The sequence below is a fragment of the Amycolatopsis sp. WQ 127309 genome (genome assembly GCF_023023025.1).
Taxonomy (GTDB): Bacteria; Actinomycetota; Actinomycetes; order Mycobacteriales; family Pseudonocardiaceae; genus Amycolatopsis.
The window spans coordinates 8831422-8846204 of record NZ_CP095481.1 but is presented as its reverse complement, the minus strand read 5'-3'; the positions used below and the strand labels follow the sequence as shown (position 1 = coordinate 8846204).

General features: G+C 71.4%; 17 protein-coding genes. 6 read left to right on the top strand and 11 right to left on the bottom strand.

From position 1 onward, the window contains the following. Window positions 1–2: 2 nt before the first annotated feature. Complete coding sequence (locus tag MUY22_RS38930) at window positions 3–467, top strand: hypothetical protein (RefSeq protein WP_247052179.1); 465 nt, start codon at window positions 3–5, stop codon at window positions 465–467. Between the two features lie 55 nt (window positions 468–522). Here the strand turns inward: MUY22_RS38930 and MUY22_RS38925 are convergent, their stop codons facing one another. Next, window positions 523–1326: an ANTAR domain-containing protein gene (locus tag MUY22_RS38925; RefSeq protein ID WP_247052178.1), complete on the bottom strand. Its 804-nt coding sequence runs from the start codon at window positions 1324–1326 to the stop codon at window positions 523–525. 102 nt (window positions 1327–1428) lie between these two features. Beyond that, window positions 1429–1965, bottom strand: coding sequence for a hemerythrin domain-containing protein (locus MUY22_RS38920; RefSeq protein ID WP_247052177.1), 537 nt, complete (start codon window positions 1963–1965; stop codon window positions 1429–1431). Between the two features lie 124 nt (window positions 1966–2089). Between MUY22_RS38920 and MUY22_RS38915 the strand changes: the two genes are divergently transcribed. Beyond that, on the top strand, window positions 2090–3607 hold the full coding sequence (locus tag MUY22_RS38915; protein WP_247052176.1) for a CYTH and CHAD domain-containing protein: 1518 nt from the start codon (window positions 2090–2092) through the stop codon (window positions 3605–3607). 53 nt (window positions 3608–3660) lie between these two features. Here MUY22_RS38915 and MUY22_RS38910 read toward each other — a convergent pair whose 3' ends face one another. The 3 genes from MUY22_RS38910 to MUY22_RS38900 all read right to left on the bottom strand — a co-directional run bounded on the left by MUY22_RS38910 (window position 3661) and on the right by MUY22_RS38900 (window position 5287). Further along, entirely contained in the window at window positions 3661–4452 is a 792-nt protein-coding gene (locus MUY22_RS38910) for a SigB/SigF/SigG family RNA polymerase sigma factor (RefSeq protein ID WP_256474832.1), read from the bottom strand. Continuing rightward, complete coding sequence (locus MUY22_RS38905; protein ID WP_247052175.1) at window positions 4449–4895, bottom strand: ATP-binding protein; 447 nt, start codon at window positions 4893–4895, stop codon at window positions 4449–4451. Before MUY22_RS38905 ends, MUY22_RS38910 begins: the two co-directional genes overlap by 4 nt. Window positions 4896–4957: 62 nt before the next feature. Then, on the bottom strand, window positions 4958–5287 hold the full coding sequence (locus MUY22_RS38900) for a plasmid stabilization protein (RefSeq protein ID WP_247052174.1): 330 nt from the start codon (window positions 5285–5287) through the stop codon (window positions 4958–4960). A gap of 106 nt (window positions 5288–5393) precedes the next feature. On the opposite strand from MUY22_RS38900, the gene MUY22_RS38895 reads away from it, so the two are divergent. After that, on the top strand, window positions 5394–6365 hold the full coding sequence (locus tag MUY22_RS38895; protein WP_247052173.1) for a TIGR03557 family F420-dependent LLM class oxidoreductase: 972 nt from the start codon (window positions 5394–5396) through the stop codon (window positions 6363–6365). A gap of 412 nt (window positions 6366–6777) precedes the next feature. After that, window positions 6778–7509, top strand: coding sequence for a GAF and ANTAR domain-containing protein (locus tag MUY22_RS38890; RefSeq protein WP_247052172.1), 732 nt, complete (start codon window positions 6778–6780; stop codon window positions 7507–7509). A gap of 67 nt (window positions 7510–7576) precedes the next feature. On the opposite strand, the gene MUY22_RS38885 is transcribed toward MUY22_RS38890, so the two are convergent. After that, entirely contained in the window at window positions 7577–7783 is a 207-nt protein-coding gene (locus tag MUY22_RS38885; RefSeq protein ID WP_247052171.1) for a hypothetical protein, read from the bottom strand. A 182-nt stretch (window positions 7784–7965) separates the two neighbouring features. Between MUY22_RS38885 and MUY22_RS38880 the strand changes: the two genes are divergently transcribed. Both MUY22_RS38880 and MUY22_RS38875 read left to right on the top strand, forming a co-directional pair. Continuing rightward, on the top strand, window positions 7966–8163 hold the full coding sequence (locus tag MUY22_RS38880; RefSeq protein ID WP_247052170.1) for a hypothetical protein: 198 nt from the start codon (window positions 7966–7968) through the stop codon (window positions 8161–8163). Window positions 8164–8214: 51 nt separating this feature from the next. Next, window positions 8215–9159, top strand: coding sequence for a Ku protein (locus MUY22_RS38875; RefSeq protein ID WP_247052169.1), 945 nt, complete (start codon window positions 8215–8217; stop codon window positions 9157–9159). 48 nt (window positions 9160–9207) lie between these two features. Here the strand turns inward: MUY22_RS38875 and MUY22_RS38870 are convergent, their stop codons facing one another. From MUY22_RS38870 to MUY22_RS38850, 5 genes are all read right to left on the bottom strand, one after another. After that, window positions 9208–9510, bottom strand: a complete 303-nt coding sequence (locus MUY22_RS38870; RefSeq protein ID WP_247052168.1) for a DUF3040 domain-containing protein — start codon at window positions 9508–9510, stop codon at window positions 9208–9210. Between the two features lie 98 nt (window positions 9511–9608). Then, window positions 9609–11375, bottom strand: a complete 1767-nt coding sequence (locus tag MUY22_RS38865) for an IlvD/Edd family dehydratase (protein WP_247052167.1) — start codon at window positions 11373–11375, stop codon at window positions 9609–9611. Window positions 11376–11502: 127 nt separating this feature from the next. Then, window positions 11503–12924, bottom strand: coding sequence for a GH1 family beta-glucosidase (locus MUY22_RS38860; protein WP_247052166.1), 1422 nt, complete (start codon window positions 12922–12924; stop codon window positions 11503–11505). Window positions 12925–12926: 2 nt separating this feature from the next. Beyond that, entirely contained in the window at window positions 12927–13784 is an 858-nt protein-coding gene (locus MUY22_RS38855) for a carbohydrate ABC transporter permease (protein WP_247052165.1), read from the bottom strand. After that, on the bottom strand, window positions 13781–14782 hold the full coding sequence (locus MUY22_RS38850) for a carbohydrate ABC transporter permease (RefSeq protein ID WP_247052164.1): 1002 nt from the start codon (window positions 14780–14782) through the stop codon (window positions 13781–13783). Before MUY22_RS38850 ends, MUY22_RS38855 begins: the two co-directional genes overlap by 4 nt. Window position 14783 lies beyond the last annotated feature (1 nt).

Here is a 14783-nt window from a genome sequence, read left to right as displayed (position 1 = left end):
GCATGAGCACGAACGCATACCTCGCGTTTCTCTTGATCGGCGCGCTGCTGGTCGTCGCGGACGGCCAGATCATCTACCGCAGCGGCCGCCGTTACCTCGAAAACTCCTACGGCGACCCGGCGGCCGGGGCGTCGATGGCCCGGCTGGTCACGGTGCTGTTCCACCTGGCGACGCTGGGTGTGCTGGCGCTCGTCTCGACCATCAACATCGGCGGTGACCTGCCCAGCATCATCGCCCGGATCGGCGTGCTGCTGCTGATCCTGGCGCTGGCCCACGCGATCACGCTCGGCGCGCTGGCCCGCATCCGCGGCGAGCAGGAGGTCGAAGCCGTCGTCCAGCGGGGCGGTCGGCAGCGGATCGAACCGGAGCAGCAGGGCCCCACGGTCACGCCGGTGACGGGCCAGGACGGCCGGTACCCGGACGTCAGCCCGTCGCTGGACCAGCGGCCGCCTTACACGGCGCCGTAAGCTCACGCCCGCACCGAAAGCGTCACTTCCACGTGGAAGTGACGCTTTCGGCGTGTCAGGGCCCGGGGACCGGCAGGTCCACCTCGGTGTGGCGAGTCGCCAGGGTTCTGGCCAGGTCGGCCAGCTTGACGTTCAGGTCCTGCGAGGCCTTGCGTAGGACGTCGAAGGCCTCGTCGGCCGTGATGCCGCGGCGCTGCATCAGGATGCCCTTCGCCTGCCCGATCACGTCGCGGCTGTCGACCGCCGTGCGCAGGTGGGTCGCCTCGAGCTCGGCGGACACGACGGACTCGGTGTGGGCCAGGGCCAGGGACGCGTGCGTCGCGAGCAGCAGCGCGGCGTCGATGGCGGCGGCGTCGAACGCGCCGGGCTTGCGCGAGTAGATGTTCAGCGCGCCGGACAGCCGGGGCGGCCGGGCGTCGGGGATCAGCGTGGTCGCCAGCACCGAGTGGAAGCCGTGCGCCGCGGTGCCGGGGCCGAACGACGGCCACCGCGGGTCCCGGCCGACGTCCTGCGACCAGCCGATCGCCGGCCCGTCCGGGCAGGCGGACTCGACGCAGGGGCCCTCACCGTGCTGGTACTGCAGCTCGTCGAGCGTCAGGGCGATCGGGTCGGTCTCGACCGGGGTGTGGAACCGGCCGTCCGGGTCGCGCAGGGTGATGCTCACCAGGTCGGCGTCCGGGATGATCTCGACGGCCGCGCCGACGACCAGCTTGAGCACGCCACCGACCGTCGGGGTCGCGTCGAGCAGCGTGCGCGTCAGGTCGGCGAACTGCCGCGCCAGCGGACCGGCCTCCGGGCGCGGGTCGTCCAGACCGGTCCAGGTGCGCTCTCCGGCCCGTTCGTCTTCGCCGACGCTCATTTCCCTCGCTGCCTTCGTCCCTCGTGATGCGGTCCTTCCCATTCAACCCGATCCCAGTGTGCACCCCGGCCGGGCCGGGCGTGATCCCCGTCGCGGGTGGCGTCAACCGGCGGTGGTGGTTCCCCCGGACGCCGGGTCGAGCGCGCCGCGGACCCGGTCGACGAACCCGGGGCCCGGCCGGAGCTGGTCGGCCTGGGGCATCCGGTCGGACAGGCCGGGGTGCGGCAGGGTCGCCGCGGCATCGCGGGCCTCGACCAGCTCCCGGCCGAGCTCGCCGCGGCGGTCCGGGGACCAGTCCCGCCGGATCCGCGCCACCGCTTCGGCGCCTTCGTCACGCACGTGCCGCCGGACGGTGCGGATCAGCCCGCCCAGCAGCCGCTCGAAGCGCGTCTCCTGCGGCCCGGCCCCCTCCAGCTGCCGCATCAGCCCGTCCGCCTCGGCGAGGTCCCAGGCGCCGTCGAGGTAGGGCTCCTCGGCGACGGTGTGGCGGACCAGCGCCCCGATGAGGTGATCGGCGAGGTCCTTGCGGTTCTCCGGGCTGCCTTGGCCGAGCTCCAGCTCGGTACACAGCCGCTCGAGCTCCCGGTGGTCGCCGTCGAGGACGGTGGTGAGGTCGGTTGCGGGCCGGCGGTGGTTCATGCACGCTCCTGTTCCGGATTCGATTTCTTCCGGGTTACCCGCTGCCCGTGCGCCGAATCCCGTGTCGGCACCGGGCCCACCGGGTAGCCGGTGAGGAAACCCACCGCCACCAGGAAGGACGTCCATGGCTGCGCCGTCGATGGTGATCGAGCGCGAACGCAAGTACGAGATCGTCCCGGGCAGCGGGGTGCCGCGGCTGCTCGGTGTCGCCGGCGTCGCGACGCAGGACGATCCCGTGGAGCAGGTCCTCGACGCGTCGTACTACGACACCCGGACCTTCCGGCTGGCCCAGGCCGGTATCACCCTGCGCCGCCGGGTCGGCGGACACGACGCGGGCTGGCACGTCAAGCTGCCCGTCTCGGCCGACGAGCGCCGGGAGATCCAGCTGCCGCTCGGCGGGGACGCCCACCAGGTGCCCGGCCGGCTCAAGCGCCTGGTCCGGGCCTACACGCTGGGGGAGAAGCTGGTGCCGATCGCGCACCTGCGCACCGACCGCTTCGCCCACCGCCTCGCCGACGCCGAGGGCCGGACCGTCGCCGTCCTGACCGACGACCACGTGACCGGCGAGGCCGGCGGCGAGTCCGCGCGGCTCGACGAGTGGCGGGAGCTGGAACTGGAGCTCGACCCCGGCACGGAGCCGGGCCTGCTGGCCGAGTTCGACCGGGCGCTGGCCGGGGCCGGCGCGACCGCGTCGCCGTGGCCGTCGAAGCTGCGGCGCCTGATCGGCGACCGCGTGCCCGCACCGCGCCGCGCCCGCAAGAAGCCCGCCGCCGCGGACGTCGTGCTGGCGTCCCTGCGCGCGCACTTCGACGACCTGCGCCGCGCCGACGTCGGCGTCCGGCTGGACGTCGCGGACTCGGTGCACCAGATGCGCGTGGCGAGCCGGAAGCTCCGCAGCGCCCTGCGCACCTTCGGGTCCATTGTGGACGAAGAGGCGACGGCGCCGGTCGCCGCCGAGCTGAAGTGGCTCGGCCACGAGCTGGCGCCGGCCCGCGACACCGAGGTCACGCAGGACCGGCTGGGCGAGCAGCTGGACGGCTTGCCGCCGGAGCTGGTGCTCGGACCGCTGCGCCAGTACCTGACGCGCTACTTCGCGCGCGAGGAGGAGCAGGGCCGGACCCGGGCGCTGGAGGCGCTGACCGGCAAGCGGTACCGGAACCTGCTGCGGGCGCTCGACGCCGTGCTGGCGGAGCCGGCGCTGACCGACGGCGGGCGCAAGCCCGCGAAGTCCGCGCTGCGCAAGTCCGTCCGCAAGGCCGCGAAGAAGCTGCGCCGCGCCCAGGCCGCGACCCGCGGGCTGAAGGGCGCAGACCTCGAGACGGCCCTGCACGACGTCCGCAAGAAGGCCAAGCGGGCCCGCTACGCCGCCGACACCGTGAAGCCGGTGTACGGGAAGAAGCTGCGCGCGTGGCGCAAGAACGTCAAGGCCGTGCAGCAGACGCTGGGCGCGCACCAGGACACCGTGGTCGGCCGGGAGGTGCTGCACCACCTCGCCGTCGACGGGCACGGCGAGGGCCAGAACACGTTCACGTTCGGGATCCTGCACGGCCAGGACGCCGCGAAGGCGGCGCGGCTGCGGGAGGAGTTCGCGGGACAGTGGCGGCGGCTCCGGAAGGGCGACCGCCCCGGCTGGCTCGGCTAGCCGTTCGCGCCGGTACCGGCGGCGGCTCGGAAGGGCCGCCGCCCGGGACGGCGTCAGGCGTCGCCGGTGAGCTTGCCGCGCAGCTGCTCCAGCGTCTGCGACAGCAGGCGGGAGACGTGCATCTGGGAGATGCCGACGCGGTCGGCGATCTGGGTCTGCGTCAGGCCGCCGAAGAAGCGCATCACGAGGATCGCGCGCTCGCGGGGCGGCAGCTCCTGCAGCAGCGGCTGGAGGGCTTCGTGGTTCTCCACCATGGCCATCTCGTGGTCCGGCTCGCCCATGGTGTCGGCCAGTGAGAGCGCCTCGGCGTCGTCGTGCACCGGCTTGTCCACCGACAGCGCCTGGTAGGCGTTCCCGGCGAGCAGGCCCTCGCGGACCTCGTCGACGTCCAGGCTCAGGTGCTCGGCCAGCTCCGACGGCGTCGGCGCGCGGCCGAGGCGCTGCGACAGCGTGGCGGACCCCTGGCTGAGCGAGAGGTGCAGTTCCTTGAGCCGGCGCGGCACGCGGACGGACCAGCCGGTGTCGCGGAAGTGGCGCCGGACCTCACCCATGATCGTCGGCACCGCGAAGGACAGGAAGTCGTGCCCGCGCGCCGGGTCGAAGCGGTCGACGGCGTTGATCAGCCCGATCCGGGCCACCTGGACCAGGTCTTCCCGCGGTTCCCCGCGCCCGGAGAACCGGGTCGCGATGTGCTCGGCCAGCGGCAGCAGCTCGGTCACGAGCCGGCCCCGGACCACGTCACGCCGCAGGTCGTCCGCCGCGAGCTCGCCCAGCTCCTCGAACAGCGGCTCGCAGTGGGCGTATTCGTCGGGGCGGTGGAGGAGGGTTTTGCGCTCGGCGCTCACGCGCTCGTTCCCGGGTTGAGCACCAGCTCGATCGTGATGATGCCCGCGCCCCCGCCCGGCAGGACGTCGCAGTGCGCGGTCACCGACCGGCTCAGGGTGGTCAGCACGTGCCAGCCGAACGTCCGGTCGCTGGGCGGCCGGGGGTCGGTCGACCGGGCCGAGACCACGACGTGCAGCGCGTCGGGCGTCTGCCGGAAGCGGCAGTGCAGCTGGGTGCCGAGCTCCGCGAGCTGGACCAGCTGCGCGCAGGCCTCGTCGACCGCCATCTTGGCGTCGGCGATGGCGTCCAGGCCGAAGTCCGCGCGGGACACCATGCCGTGGGTGAGCATCCGGACCAGGGGGATCTGCTCGGCCATGGCGGGCAACCGCAGCTCCACCACCTCGTCGAGCAGGCCGTCGGCCGACGGCTGCCCGCCGGACGGGCCACTTCGTGTTTCTTCCATACCGGACTGTCTACCCATCTGGGGGAACCCTGACACTTCGCGATCCGGACTCGAGGACGCCGTCACCGGCCGAGGGCCCGTTCGAGCTCTTTCTTGGTCATCTTGGAGCGACCGTCGATGTTCCGCTTCTTGGCTTCGTTGTAGAGCTGGTCCCTGGTCGGGCCGCCCGGGCCCTTGCCGTTCCCGGAGCGCTCACCGCCGCGCTCCTGCGGGGACTTGTCGTTGAGAGAGGACGGGCTCGCCTCACGCGATTCACCCGACTGGGCCCGGTTCTTGTTCACCGTGCGGGCCGCGATCTCCTTGGCCCGCTTGGTGCTCGCGCCGCGGTCTTCCTGCGCGTCCTTGATGTGCTCGTACTGACGTTCGCGCTTGCCGCTCCAGGCCTGAGGCATGACCGCTCCCTTCGATGATCGACGGATACCCGGTCCGCGACCGGGCAAACGTCGCGGTTGATCATTATCGGGGCCGGGTAAGCGGCGCGGGACGAAAGGAGTTCCGATGCGGATCGGCTACACCCTGATGACCGAGCAGACGGGTCCGAACGACCTGGTGCGCTACGCCGCCGGCGCGGAACGAGCGGGTTTCGCGTTCGAGGTCATGAGCGACCACTACTCGCCGTGGCTGGCCGAACAGGGCCACTCGCCGTACGCCTGGAGCGTGCTGGGCGCGGTCACGCAGGTCACCGAACGCGCCGAGCTGATGACGTTCGTGACCTGCCCGACCATGCGCTACCACCCCGCGGTGGTGGCGCAGAAGGCGGCGACGATCCAGGCGCTGTCCGGCGGGCGGTTCACCCTCGGGCTCGGCGCGGGCGAGAACCTCAACGAGCACGTCGTCGGGCGCGGCTGGCCGGGGGCGAACGTCCGCCACGACATGCTCGCCGAGGCCGTCCAGATCATCGGCGGCCTCTTCGACGGCGGCTACTTCAGCTACGAGGGCAAGCACTTCCGCGTCGACTCCGCGAAGCTGTGGGACCTGCCGGAGACGCGCACGCCGATCGGCGTCGCGGTGTCCGGCGCGCAGTCGGTGCGCCGGTTCGCCCCGGTCGCCGACGCGATGATCGCCGTCGAGCCGAAGGCGGACCTGGCGCGGGAGTGGGACGCCGCCCGGCCCGGTCCGGCGTCCCGCAAGATCGCCCAGCTGCCGGTGTCGTGGGGCACCGACCGCGACGCCGCGGTGAAGCGCGCCCACGAGCAGTTCCGCTGGTTCGCCGGCGGCTGGAAGGTCAACGCCGAGCTGCCGGGCCCGGCCGGGTTCGCCGGCGCCACCCGGTTCGTCCGCGAGGACGACGTCGCCGGGTCGATCCCGTGCGGCCCGGACGTCGAGCCGATCGTCGAGGGCGTGCGCGAGTTCGCGAAGGCGGGCTTCACCGACGTCGCGCTGATCCAGATCGGCGGCGACCAGCAGGACGGCTTCCTCGACTTCGCCGAGAAGGAGCTGCTGCCGGCCCTGGCCGCCGAACTGGACTAGGCGGTGTCCTGTAAGTCTGCTCGATGGGCCGCCTGGGCGCGAAGACCGCGAGCTTGACTTGCAGGACACCGCCTAGCACCCGGCCTGCCCGGCTTCCAGCACGGCGTGGACCGGCGCCCGGGCAGTCCACTTCGGACAGAGCGACGTCGGCGCGGTCGCGCCGCCGAGGTCGCCCCGCACGGGCCACCGGTCGTCGGGCCGCGGCCGGACGACCGCGCGGGCCCCGCGACCGCCGTTGCTCCGAACGGACGTGCGGCGCGCGGAGGTGGTGACCGCTTGTGCCCGCCGCCGCGGGGATGCAGTAATCTCGCGCTGGACCCGTTAAAGCGCTAGCGGCCCACTGTGGCGCGCGCCCGGGTCCTCCCTGGTCTTAGAGCGCCCTTAGCACAAGAAAGTAAGGGGCGTCACCAGGATGACGGGCGGGCATGAACAGCTCACCGCGCGGCTCGACGATGTGACGGTCGCGATGGAGTCGCTGACCGCGATGCTCGACACGAAGCTGGATCTCGGCCAGATGTTGCAGGCCGTCTGCGACCACGCCGTGCAGGTGGTGCCGGGGGCCGACATGGCGAGCATCACCCTGGTCCGGGACGGGGAACCGGAGACGGTCGCCAGCACCGACCAGCGGGCGGTCAACTTCGACCGCGAGCAGTATCGCATCGGGGACGGACCGTGCCTGCGCGCCGCCGAAACCGGGCAGCCGGTGCGGGTCGGCGTCGGCGCGGTCGGGGACCTGTGGCCGCAGTTCGTGACGAAGGCCGAGCAGCTGGGCGTCGCGAGTTTCCTCGCCGCGCCGCTGACGGTGGACGACGACATGTCCGGCGCGGTCAACCTGTTCGGGTTCGGCGAGCACGGGTTCAGCGAGCTGGGCACGAAGATCCTCGAGCTGTACACCGCGACGGTGGTGCTGGGGCTGCGCAGCGCGCGCCGCTACTTCGCGGCGCAGGAGCTGATCGAACAGCTCAACCGCGCGCTGGAGACGCGCGCGGTGATCGAGCAGGCCAAGGGGATCCTGATGGCGGCACACCGGATCACGGCGGAGGACGCGTTCCAGCGCCTGGTCAAGCGCTCCCAGGACGGCAACCGCAAGCTCCACGAGGTGGCCGCCGAGTTCGTCGCGGCGGTGGCGACGACGAGCAACTGAGGCTTCGAACGTCCGTGAAGGCCTCCTTACCGGCTCTTAAGGCCGGTAAGGAGGCCTTCACGGACAGTTAGTTCGCGGGGACCTCGTCCGGGGGCGCGTCGGCCTGGGGCACCGGGTCCGGCTGCCGGCTGCGCGTGCACGTCGTGCAGACCAGGGTGCGGCCGAGCACCCGGCCGTCGTCGGCGACGACCTGCGCGACGTGCATCGTGGGGAAGCCGCAGACCTCGCAGGGCAGCGAGCCGTCCTCGCGGCTGATGCGGATCTGTGTGCCCATGCGGCCTCCTGGTGTGACGTGGGTCTCACCTACCTTGCCGGGTCCGGCGCCGGAACCGGGCGATTTCACTCGTTCGGCCCAATGATCGGTGTCTCCGGCGTCCGGTCCGGTGACTCCTGTGTTCCGTCCGGTGATGCGGGGTAGCCGGGCTGGGGAAGGAACCGGGAAAAGGGGAGCACGGGATGAGGGACAAGCGGAATGATCTGCGACCGGTCGTCGACCTGCTGGTCGACGGCGAGGACACGCCGGAGCGGCAGCGGCTGCGCCGGAAGGCGGCACTGGCCGTCGCGGCGGGGGCCAAGGACGCCGACGACTGCGCGTTGCTGCTCGAGATGCTGGGCCTGCACCGCGGCGACAGCAAGAGCACCGAAGTGGCCTGAGCGGTTTCGGGACGACCGTGCGCGGGTATCGGAGGCGCTGAGGAGGTCGTCATGGCCAGACCGGTATGGAGTGGTGCGCTGAGCCTGGGGCTGGTCACCGTTCCGGTGGAGCTGTACCCCGCGGTGGCGGACCACACGATCCACTTCCACCAGTTCGAACGCGAGACGTCCGACCGGATCCGCAACCGCAAGGTCAACGAGCGGACCGGCGACGAGGTCACCCAGGACGAGATCGTCAAGGGCTACGACGTCGGCGGCGGCGACCACGTGCTCGTCGAGCCGGACGAGCTGGACGAGATCGCGCCCGAGCGGTCGCGGCGGATCGACATCGAGCAGTTCGTCGAGCTCGACGAGATCGACCCGTGGTTCTACGACCGGACGTACTGGCTGAAGCCGGCGAAGGAGGACTTCGCCAAGGCGTACGGGCTGCTGCTGCAGGCGATGGACCGCAGCGAGAAGGCCGGCGTGGCGAAGTTCGTGCTGCGCGGCAAGGAGTACCTCTGCGCGATCCGCGCGGGCGAGGACGTGATGGTCCTCAACACGCTGCACTTCGTCGCGGACCTCCGGAAGCCGAAGGACGTCATGGGCGGGCTGCCCAAGGTGCCCAAGGCCCGGCCGAAGGAGCTCGACATGGCCCTGTCGCTGGTCGACGAGATGACCGCGCCGTGGCGCCCGGAGGACTTCCGCGACGAGTACTCCGAGCGCGTCGAGGAGCTGATCAAGGCCAAGGAGTCCGGCAAGGAGATCGCCCACGAGGAGGAGCCGGCGCAGTCGGCCGACGTCGTCGACCTGTTCGAGGCCCTTTCGCGCAGCGTGAAGAGCCGCAAGGGTGGCGGCAAGCCGGCGGCGAAGGGCAAGAAGAAGGCCGCGAAGAAGCAGGCCGATCTGGGGGAGCTGTCCAAGACCGAGCTGGACAAGCTGGCGCGGGAGAAGAACGTCAAGGGCCGGTCGAAGATGTCGCGGACCCAGCTGGAGAAGGCGCTCAAGGCGTCCTGACGAGAACCGCCTCGGTGGTCCGGGACCACCGAGGCGGGGGAAACGCGCTCAGTGGGCGGCGGGCTCGGCGTCGCCGGTGGTGGCCTTGCGGGTCGTCTCCGAGCGGGCGATGTGCCACGCCACCAGCGCGCCCGCGCTGACCGTGCCCCAGAGCACCAGCGAGGCGTCCCGGGCGAACAGGCCGACGACGAGCATCACCACCGCCGTGATGTCGCACAGGATGAGCAGGAGGCTCCAGCGCCGGGCTTGCCGCATGTCGCGACCGCTGAACACGTCGGCGAGCGTGGGGTCGCTCGCCAGCAGTTCCGCCTCGATCTCGCGAAGGGCATGGCGTTCACGGTCCGGCAGCATCGGGGGTCCTCCTCGGCCTCGGCTTATCCCACAGGTACCCCCGCGACGCTGCTTCCAAGCAGCGCTTTCGGGGAACGTGCCGCGTTCGGGCACTACCGTCAGTGGTTGTCACGGGGGATCCCTTTCGTCGCGGCCACCCGTTGGTAGGCCACCGCCGGGCGCAGCACCATGCCGTCGCAGAGCTGGTCGACCATCGAGCGCTGGATCTCCTGCCACGGCGTCTGCGATTCGGGCACCCGGTACCCGCCCGCCTCTTCGAGCTCCTTGTGCCGCAGCGCGAGCTCGTCGTCGGTGATCAGGACGTCCGCGGTGCCCGCCGTGAGGTCGATGCGCACCCGGTCGCCCGTCCGCAGCACGGCGAGCCCGCCGCCCGCCGCGGCCTCGGGGGAGGCGTTGAGGATCGACGGCGAGCCGGAGGTGCCCGACTGGCGGCCGTCGCCGAGGCACGGCAGCTCGTGCACCCCGCGCTTGATCAGCTCGGCCGGCGGGCGCATGTTGACCACCTCGGCCGAGCCCGGGTAGCCGAGCGGGCCGGTCCCGCGCATGACGAGCAGCGACTCCTCGTCGACGCCGAGGTCCGGGTCGTCGATGCGGGCGTGGTAGTCCTCCGGGCCGTCGAACACGACCGCGGTGCCCTCGTACACCCCGCCGGCCAGGTAGCGGCGCCGGAACTCCGGCGAGATCACGCTGGACTTCATGATCGCGGCGTCGAACAGGTTGCCGTGCAGCACGAGGAACCCGGCGTCGGCCACCAGCGCGGTGTCGAACGTCCGGATGACGTCGCGGTCGCCCGCCTCGGCGTCGCGGCAGTTGTCGCCGAGCGTGCGGCCGTTGACCGTGGGCGCGTCCTCGTGGATCAGCCCGTGCCGCATCAGCTCGTGCACCACGGCCGGCACCCCGCCGGCGCGGTGGAACTCCTCGCCGAGGTACTTGCCGGCCGGCTGCAGGTCGACCAGCAGCGGCACGGCGTGCCCGAGCCGCTGCCAGTCGGTCAGCGGCAGGTCGACGCCGATGTGCCGGGCGATCGCGGAGAGGTGGATCGGCGCGTTGGTGGACCCGCCGATGGCCGAGCTGACGACGATGGCGTTCTCGAACGCCGCCCGCGTCAGGATGTCCGAGGGTTTCAGGTCTTCCCGCACCAGCTCGACGATCCGCAGCCCGGTGCGGTAGGCCATCCGCGCCCGGTCGCGGTGCGGCGCCGGGATGGCCGCGCAGCCGGGCAGGCTCATCCCGAGCGCCTCGGCGAGCGCGTTCATCGTCGAGGCCGTGCCCATCGTGTTGCAGTGCCCGGGCGACGGCGCCGACGACGCGACCAGCTCCATGAACCCGGCGTCGTCGATCTCCCCGGCGGCGAGCAGCTCACGCGCTTTCCAGACGATGGTGCCCGACCCGGTGCGCTCGCCGTTGTGCCAGCCGTTGAGCATCGGCCCGCCGGACAGCACGATGGCGGGGATGTCCACGGTCGCGGCGGCCATCAGGCACGCCGGCGTCGTCTTGTCACAGCCGGTGGTCAGCACGACGCCGTCGATGGGGTAGCCGTAGAGCGTCTCGACGAGCCCGAGGTAGGCGAGGTTCCGATCCAGCGCGGCGGTCGGGCGCTTGCCGGTCTCCTGGATGGGGTGCACCGGGAACTCGATCGCGATCCCGCCGGCCTCGCGGATCCCTTCGCGCGTCCGGTCGGCCAGCTGCAGGTGGTGCCGGTTGCACGGGGTGAGGTCCGAGCCGGTCTGCGCGATCCCGATGATCGGCTTCCCGGACTGCAGCTCTTCCCTGGTCAGACCCCAGTTCATGTACCGCTCGAGGTAGAGCGCGGTCATCCCGGGGTCGGCGGGGTTGTTGAACCAAGCTTCACTGCGCAGTCCCATACCGGCCAGTCTGTCACTCGCGCGCCCCGACGCGGTCGCGTGAACGCCGTGAGGGGCACCTTCAGGGACGTGGTGTCCCTGAAGGTGCCCCTCACGGCGTGCCTCCTCGTGGTGCGGCCCGGAGGTGTCAGCCCAGGCCGTTGAGGCCGATCACCCGCGAGTACCAGTGCGCGCTGCGCTTCGGTGTCCGCGTCTGCGTCTCGTAGTCGACGTGGACCAGGCCGAACCGCTTGGCGTAGCCCTCCGCCCACTCGAAGTTGTCCAGCAGCGACCAGTAGAAGTAGCCCCGCAGGTCGACGCCCGCCGCCAGGGCCTCGTGGGCCGCGCGCAGGTGGGAGTCCAGGAACGCGATGCGGTCGGTGTCGACGATCTCGCCGCCGTCGGAGACGACGTCCGGGTAGGCCGCGCCGTTCTCCGTGATGTACAGCGGGATCTGGCGGTAGCCCCGGTGGACCTGCAGCAGCGACTCCGTCAGCCCGGCCGGCTGGACCTCCCAGCCGGAGTCCGTGCGGGGCGCGGCCGGGTCCGGCACGAAGTGGACGTCGCCCGCGCCGACCCACTCCGGGCCCGCCGGCTCGCTGCCCGGCACCGGGCGGCCCGCGACGCGGTAGTCGCGGTAGTAGTTCACGCCGAGCCAGTCGACGTGCGCCGCGATGACCGCGCTGTCCTCGGGCCGCACGACCTCGCCGAGCCCGAACGGCGCGAGGTCCTCGACCAGGTCGTCCGGGTAGCCGCCGCGCAGCACCGGGTCGAGGAACAGCCGGTTCTGCAGGCCGTCGATCCGCCGGGCCGCCGAGACGTCGCTCGCGTTCGCCGGGTCGTGCGGGGCGACCGGGTACAGGTTGAGCGTGATCCCGGCCGGGACGCCCGGCGCGTGCCGCCGGATGAGGTCCATCGCCAGCCCGTGCCCCAGCAGCAGGTGGTGCGTGGCGGCGACGGCGGCGGTGTGGTCGGTGCGGCCCGGCGCGTGGATGCCGCCCGCGTAGCCGAGCATCGCCGCGCACCACGGCTCGTTGAGCGTCGACCAGCTGGCGACGCGGTCGCCGAGGCGGGCCAGCACGGTCTCGGCGTACTCGGCGAAGCGGTACGCGGTGTCCCGGGACGTCCAGCCGCCTTGGGCTTCCAGCGCCTGCGGCAGGTCCCAGTGGTAGAGCGTCGCCCACGGCTCGATCCCGGCCTCGAGGAGCCGGTCGACGAGCCGGTCGTAGAAGGCGAGCCCGGCGGCGTTGGCGGCGCCGCCGTCGGGCCGCACCCGCGGCCAGGCCAGCGAGAACCGGTAGGCGCCCAGGCCCAGGCGGCGCATCAGGTCGACGTCCTCGCCGTAGCGGCGGTAGTGGTCGGCCGCCGGGTCCCCGGTGTCGCCGCCCACGACCGCACCCGGACGGCGCGCGAAGACGTCCCAGACCGAGTCGGTGCGCCCGTCGGCCGTGGTCGCCCCTTCCACCTGGAAGGCCGCGGTGGCGGCGCCCCAGACGAAGGCGGGCGGGAACATCAACGCGGTCTCCGCCCGAACGTTTTCCGCCCGAACGCTGTCGGGATGTACGGACATGTTCACCCTTTCACGGCACCTTGCATGATCCCGGCCACGATCTGGCGGCCGAGGAGGAGGAAGACGATGAGGATCGGGATGGTGGCCAGGGTCGTGCCGGCCAGCACCAGCGAGTAGTCGACGTAGTAACCGCTCTGCAGCTTCTCCAGCGCCACCTGGACGGTCGGGTTGCCCGCGTCCAGGACCACCAGCGGCCACAGGAAGTCGTTCCAGGACGTCATGAACGTGAACATCGCCAGGATCGCCGCCGCCGGGCGCACCGCGGGCAGGCAGACGTTCCAGAAGATGCGGATCATGCTGCAGCCGTCGACGCGCGCGGCCTCGATCAGCTCGTACGGCAACGCGTCCACGGTGTACTGGCGCATCCAGAACACGCCGAACGCGGTGACCAGGTTGGGCACGATCACCGACTGCAGCCCGCCGGCCCAGCCGAGCTTCGACATGGCGATGAACAGCGGGATGATGCCGAGCTGGGTGGGCACGGCGAGGGTGATGACGATGAACACGAACAGCCCGTTGCGGCCGCGGAACCGGAGTTTCGCGAAGGCGAACCCGGCCAGCGAGGAGAACAGCACCGTGGTGAGCGTGACCGTGCCGGACACGATGACGCTGTTGGCCAGCGCCTTCCAGAACGGCACGGTGTCGAACACCCGGGCCGCGTTGGCGAAGAAGTTGCCGCCGGGGAAGAACGGCGGGATGCGCTCGGTGAGCATCCCGTTGTCGCGGCTGGCGACCAGGAACGACCAGTAGAACGGGAACAGCGAGCCGAGCACGAAGACGGCGAGCACCCAGTAGGTCGCCCTGCGCGGCTTGCCGAGCGTCGCGACGCTCTTGCGGAGTCCACTGTGGATGGTGGTCATCTCTTCTTCACCGCCGGGGTGCGGGCCAGCCGGCCGGTGAGGAAGAAGTTCACCAGCGCGATGAGCACGATGATCAGGAACAGCACCCAGGCGATCGCCGAGGCGTACCCGAGGTTGAAGTTCTCGAACGCGGATTGGTACAGGTACAGCGTCACGGTCTGGAACTGGTTGGTGGAACCGCCGTTGTTCGACCCGGGCATGGCGTCGAACAGCTTGGGCTCGGTGAAGATCTGCAGCCCGCCGATCGTGGAGGTGATGGTGACGAAGATCAGCGTCGGCTTCAGCAGCGGCAGCGTGACGGCGGTGAACCGCCGCCACATCCCCGCGCCGTCGATCAGCGCGGCCTCGTGCAGTTCCTTCGGGATGGCCTGCATCGCGGCCAGCACGATCAGCGCGTTGTAGCCGGTCCAGCGCCAGTTCACCATGATCGCGATCGCGACGTGGCTGCCGAAGCGGCTGGCCTGCCAGTCGACCGGGTCGAGGCCGATCGTCTGCAGCACGCCGTTGATCAGCCCGTACTTCGGGCCGAACAGGTTGGCGAAGATGATGCCGATCGCGACGAGGCTGGCCGCGTACGGCAGCAGGATGCCGACGCGCCAGCCGGTCGCGCCGCGCAGCCGGCCGCCGAGCAGCGCCGCGAGCGCCATCGCGATGATGAGCTGCGGGATGCTGGAGAGCAGGAAGATGCTGACGGTGTTGGCCAGCGCGTTCCAGAACTGCCCGTCGGCGAACAGCTCCTTGTAGTTGTCGATGCCGATGAAGTCGGGGTTGTCGTCCCCGGCCTTCCACTTGAACAGCGACACGTACGCGGTGTAGAGCAGCGGGAACAGCCCGACGACACCGAAGACGATGAAGAACGGTGCGACGTAGAGGTACGGCGATGCCTTGACGTCCCACCGGCTCAGCTTGTGCCGGAAGGTGGGCCGGGGAGACGTGCGCTCCCCGGCCGTGCCCTCTTCCGGGCTCCCTTCCGGCGCGATCTTGTCGATGACGGTCATG

Coding starts and splice junctions, on each gene's coding strand:
- MUY22_RS38925 (WP_247052178.1), bottom strand. CDS start 1,326: ATGAGCGTCGGCGAAGACGAACGGGCCGGAGAGCGCACCTGGACCGGT.
- MUY22_RS38860 (WP_247052166.1), bottom strand. CDS start 12,924: ATGTCCGTACATCCCGACAGCGTTCGGGCGGAAAACGTTCGGGCGGAG.
- MUY22_RS38905 (WP_247052175.1), bottom strand. CDS start 4,895: ATGGAAGAAACACGAAGTGGCCCGTCCGGCGGGCAGCCGTCGGCCGAC.
- MUY22_RS38855 (WP_247052165.1), bottom strand. CDS start 13,784: ATGACCACCATCCACAGTGGACTCCGCAAGAGCGTCGCGACGCTCGGC.
- MUY22_RS38915 (WP_247052176.1), top strand. CDS start 2,090: ATGGCTGCGCCGTCGATGGTGATCGAGCGCGAACGCAAGTACGAGATC.
- MUY22_RS38865 (WP_247052167.1), bottom strand. CDS start 11,375: ATGGGACTGCGCAGTGAAGCTTGGTTCAACAACCCCGCCGACCCCGGG.
- MUY22_RS38870 (WP_247052168.1), bottom strand. CDS start 9,510: ATGCTGCCGGACCGTGAACGCCATGCCCTTCGCGAGATCGAGGCGGAA.
- MUY22_RS38895 (WP_247052173.1), top strand. CDS start 5,394: ATGCGGATCGGCTACACCCTGATGACCGAGCAGACGGGTCCGAACGAC.
- MUY22_RS38900 (WP_247052174.1), bottom strand. CDS start 5,287: ATGCCTCAGGCCTGGAGCGGCAAGCGCGAACGTCAGTACGAGCACATC.
- MUY22_RS38885 (WP_247052171.1), bottom strand. CDS start 7,783: ATGGGCACACAGATCCGCATCAGCCGCGAGGACGGCTCGCTGCCCTGC.
- MUY22_RS38890 (WP_247052172.1), top strand. CDS start 6,778: ATGACGGGCGGGCATGAACAGCTCACCGCGCGGCTCGACGATGTGACG.
- MUY22_RS38850 (WP_247052164.1), bottom strand. CDS start 14,782: ATGACCGTCATCGACAAGATCGCGCCGGAAGGGAGCCCGGAAGAGGGC.
- MUY22_RS38880 (WP_247052170.1), top strand. CDS start 7,966: ATGAGGGACAAGCGGAATGATCTGCGACCGGTCGTCGACCTGCTGGTC.
- MUY22_RS38930 (WP_247052179.1), top strand. CDS start 3: ATGAGCACGAACGCATACCTCGCGTTTCTCTTGATCGGCGCGCTGCTG.
- MUY22_RS38920 (WP_247052177.1), bottom strand. CDS start 1,965: ATGAACCACCGCCGGCCCGCAACCGACCTCACCACCGTCCTCGACGGC.
- MUY22_RS38875 (WP_247052169.1), top strand. CDS start 8,215: ATGGCCAGACCGGTATGGAGTGGTGCGCTGAGCCTGGGGCTGGTCACC.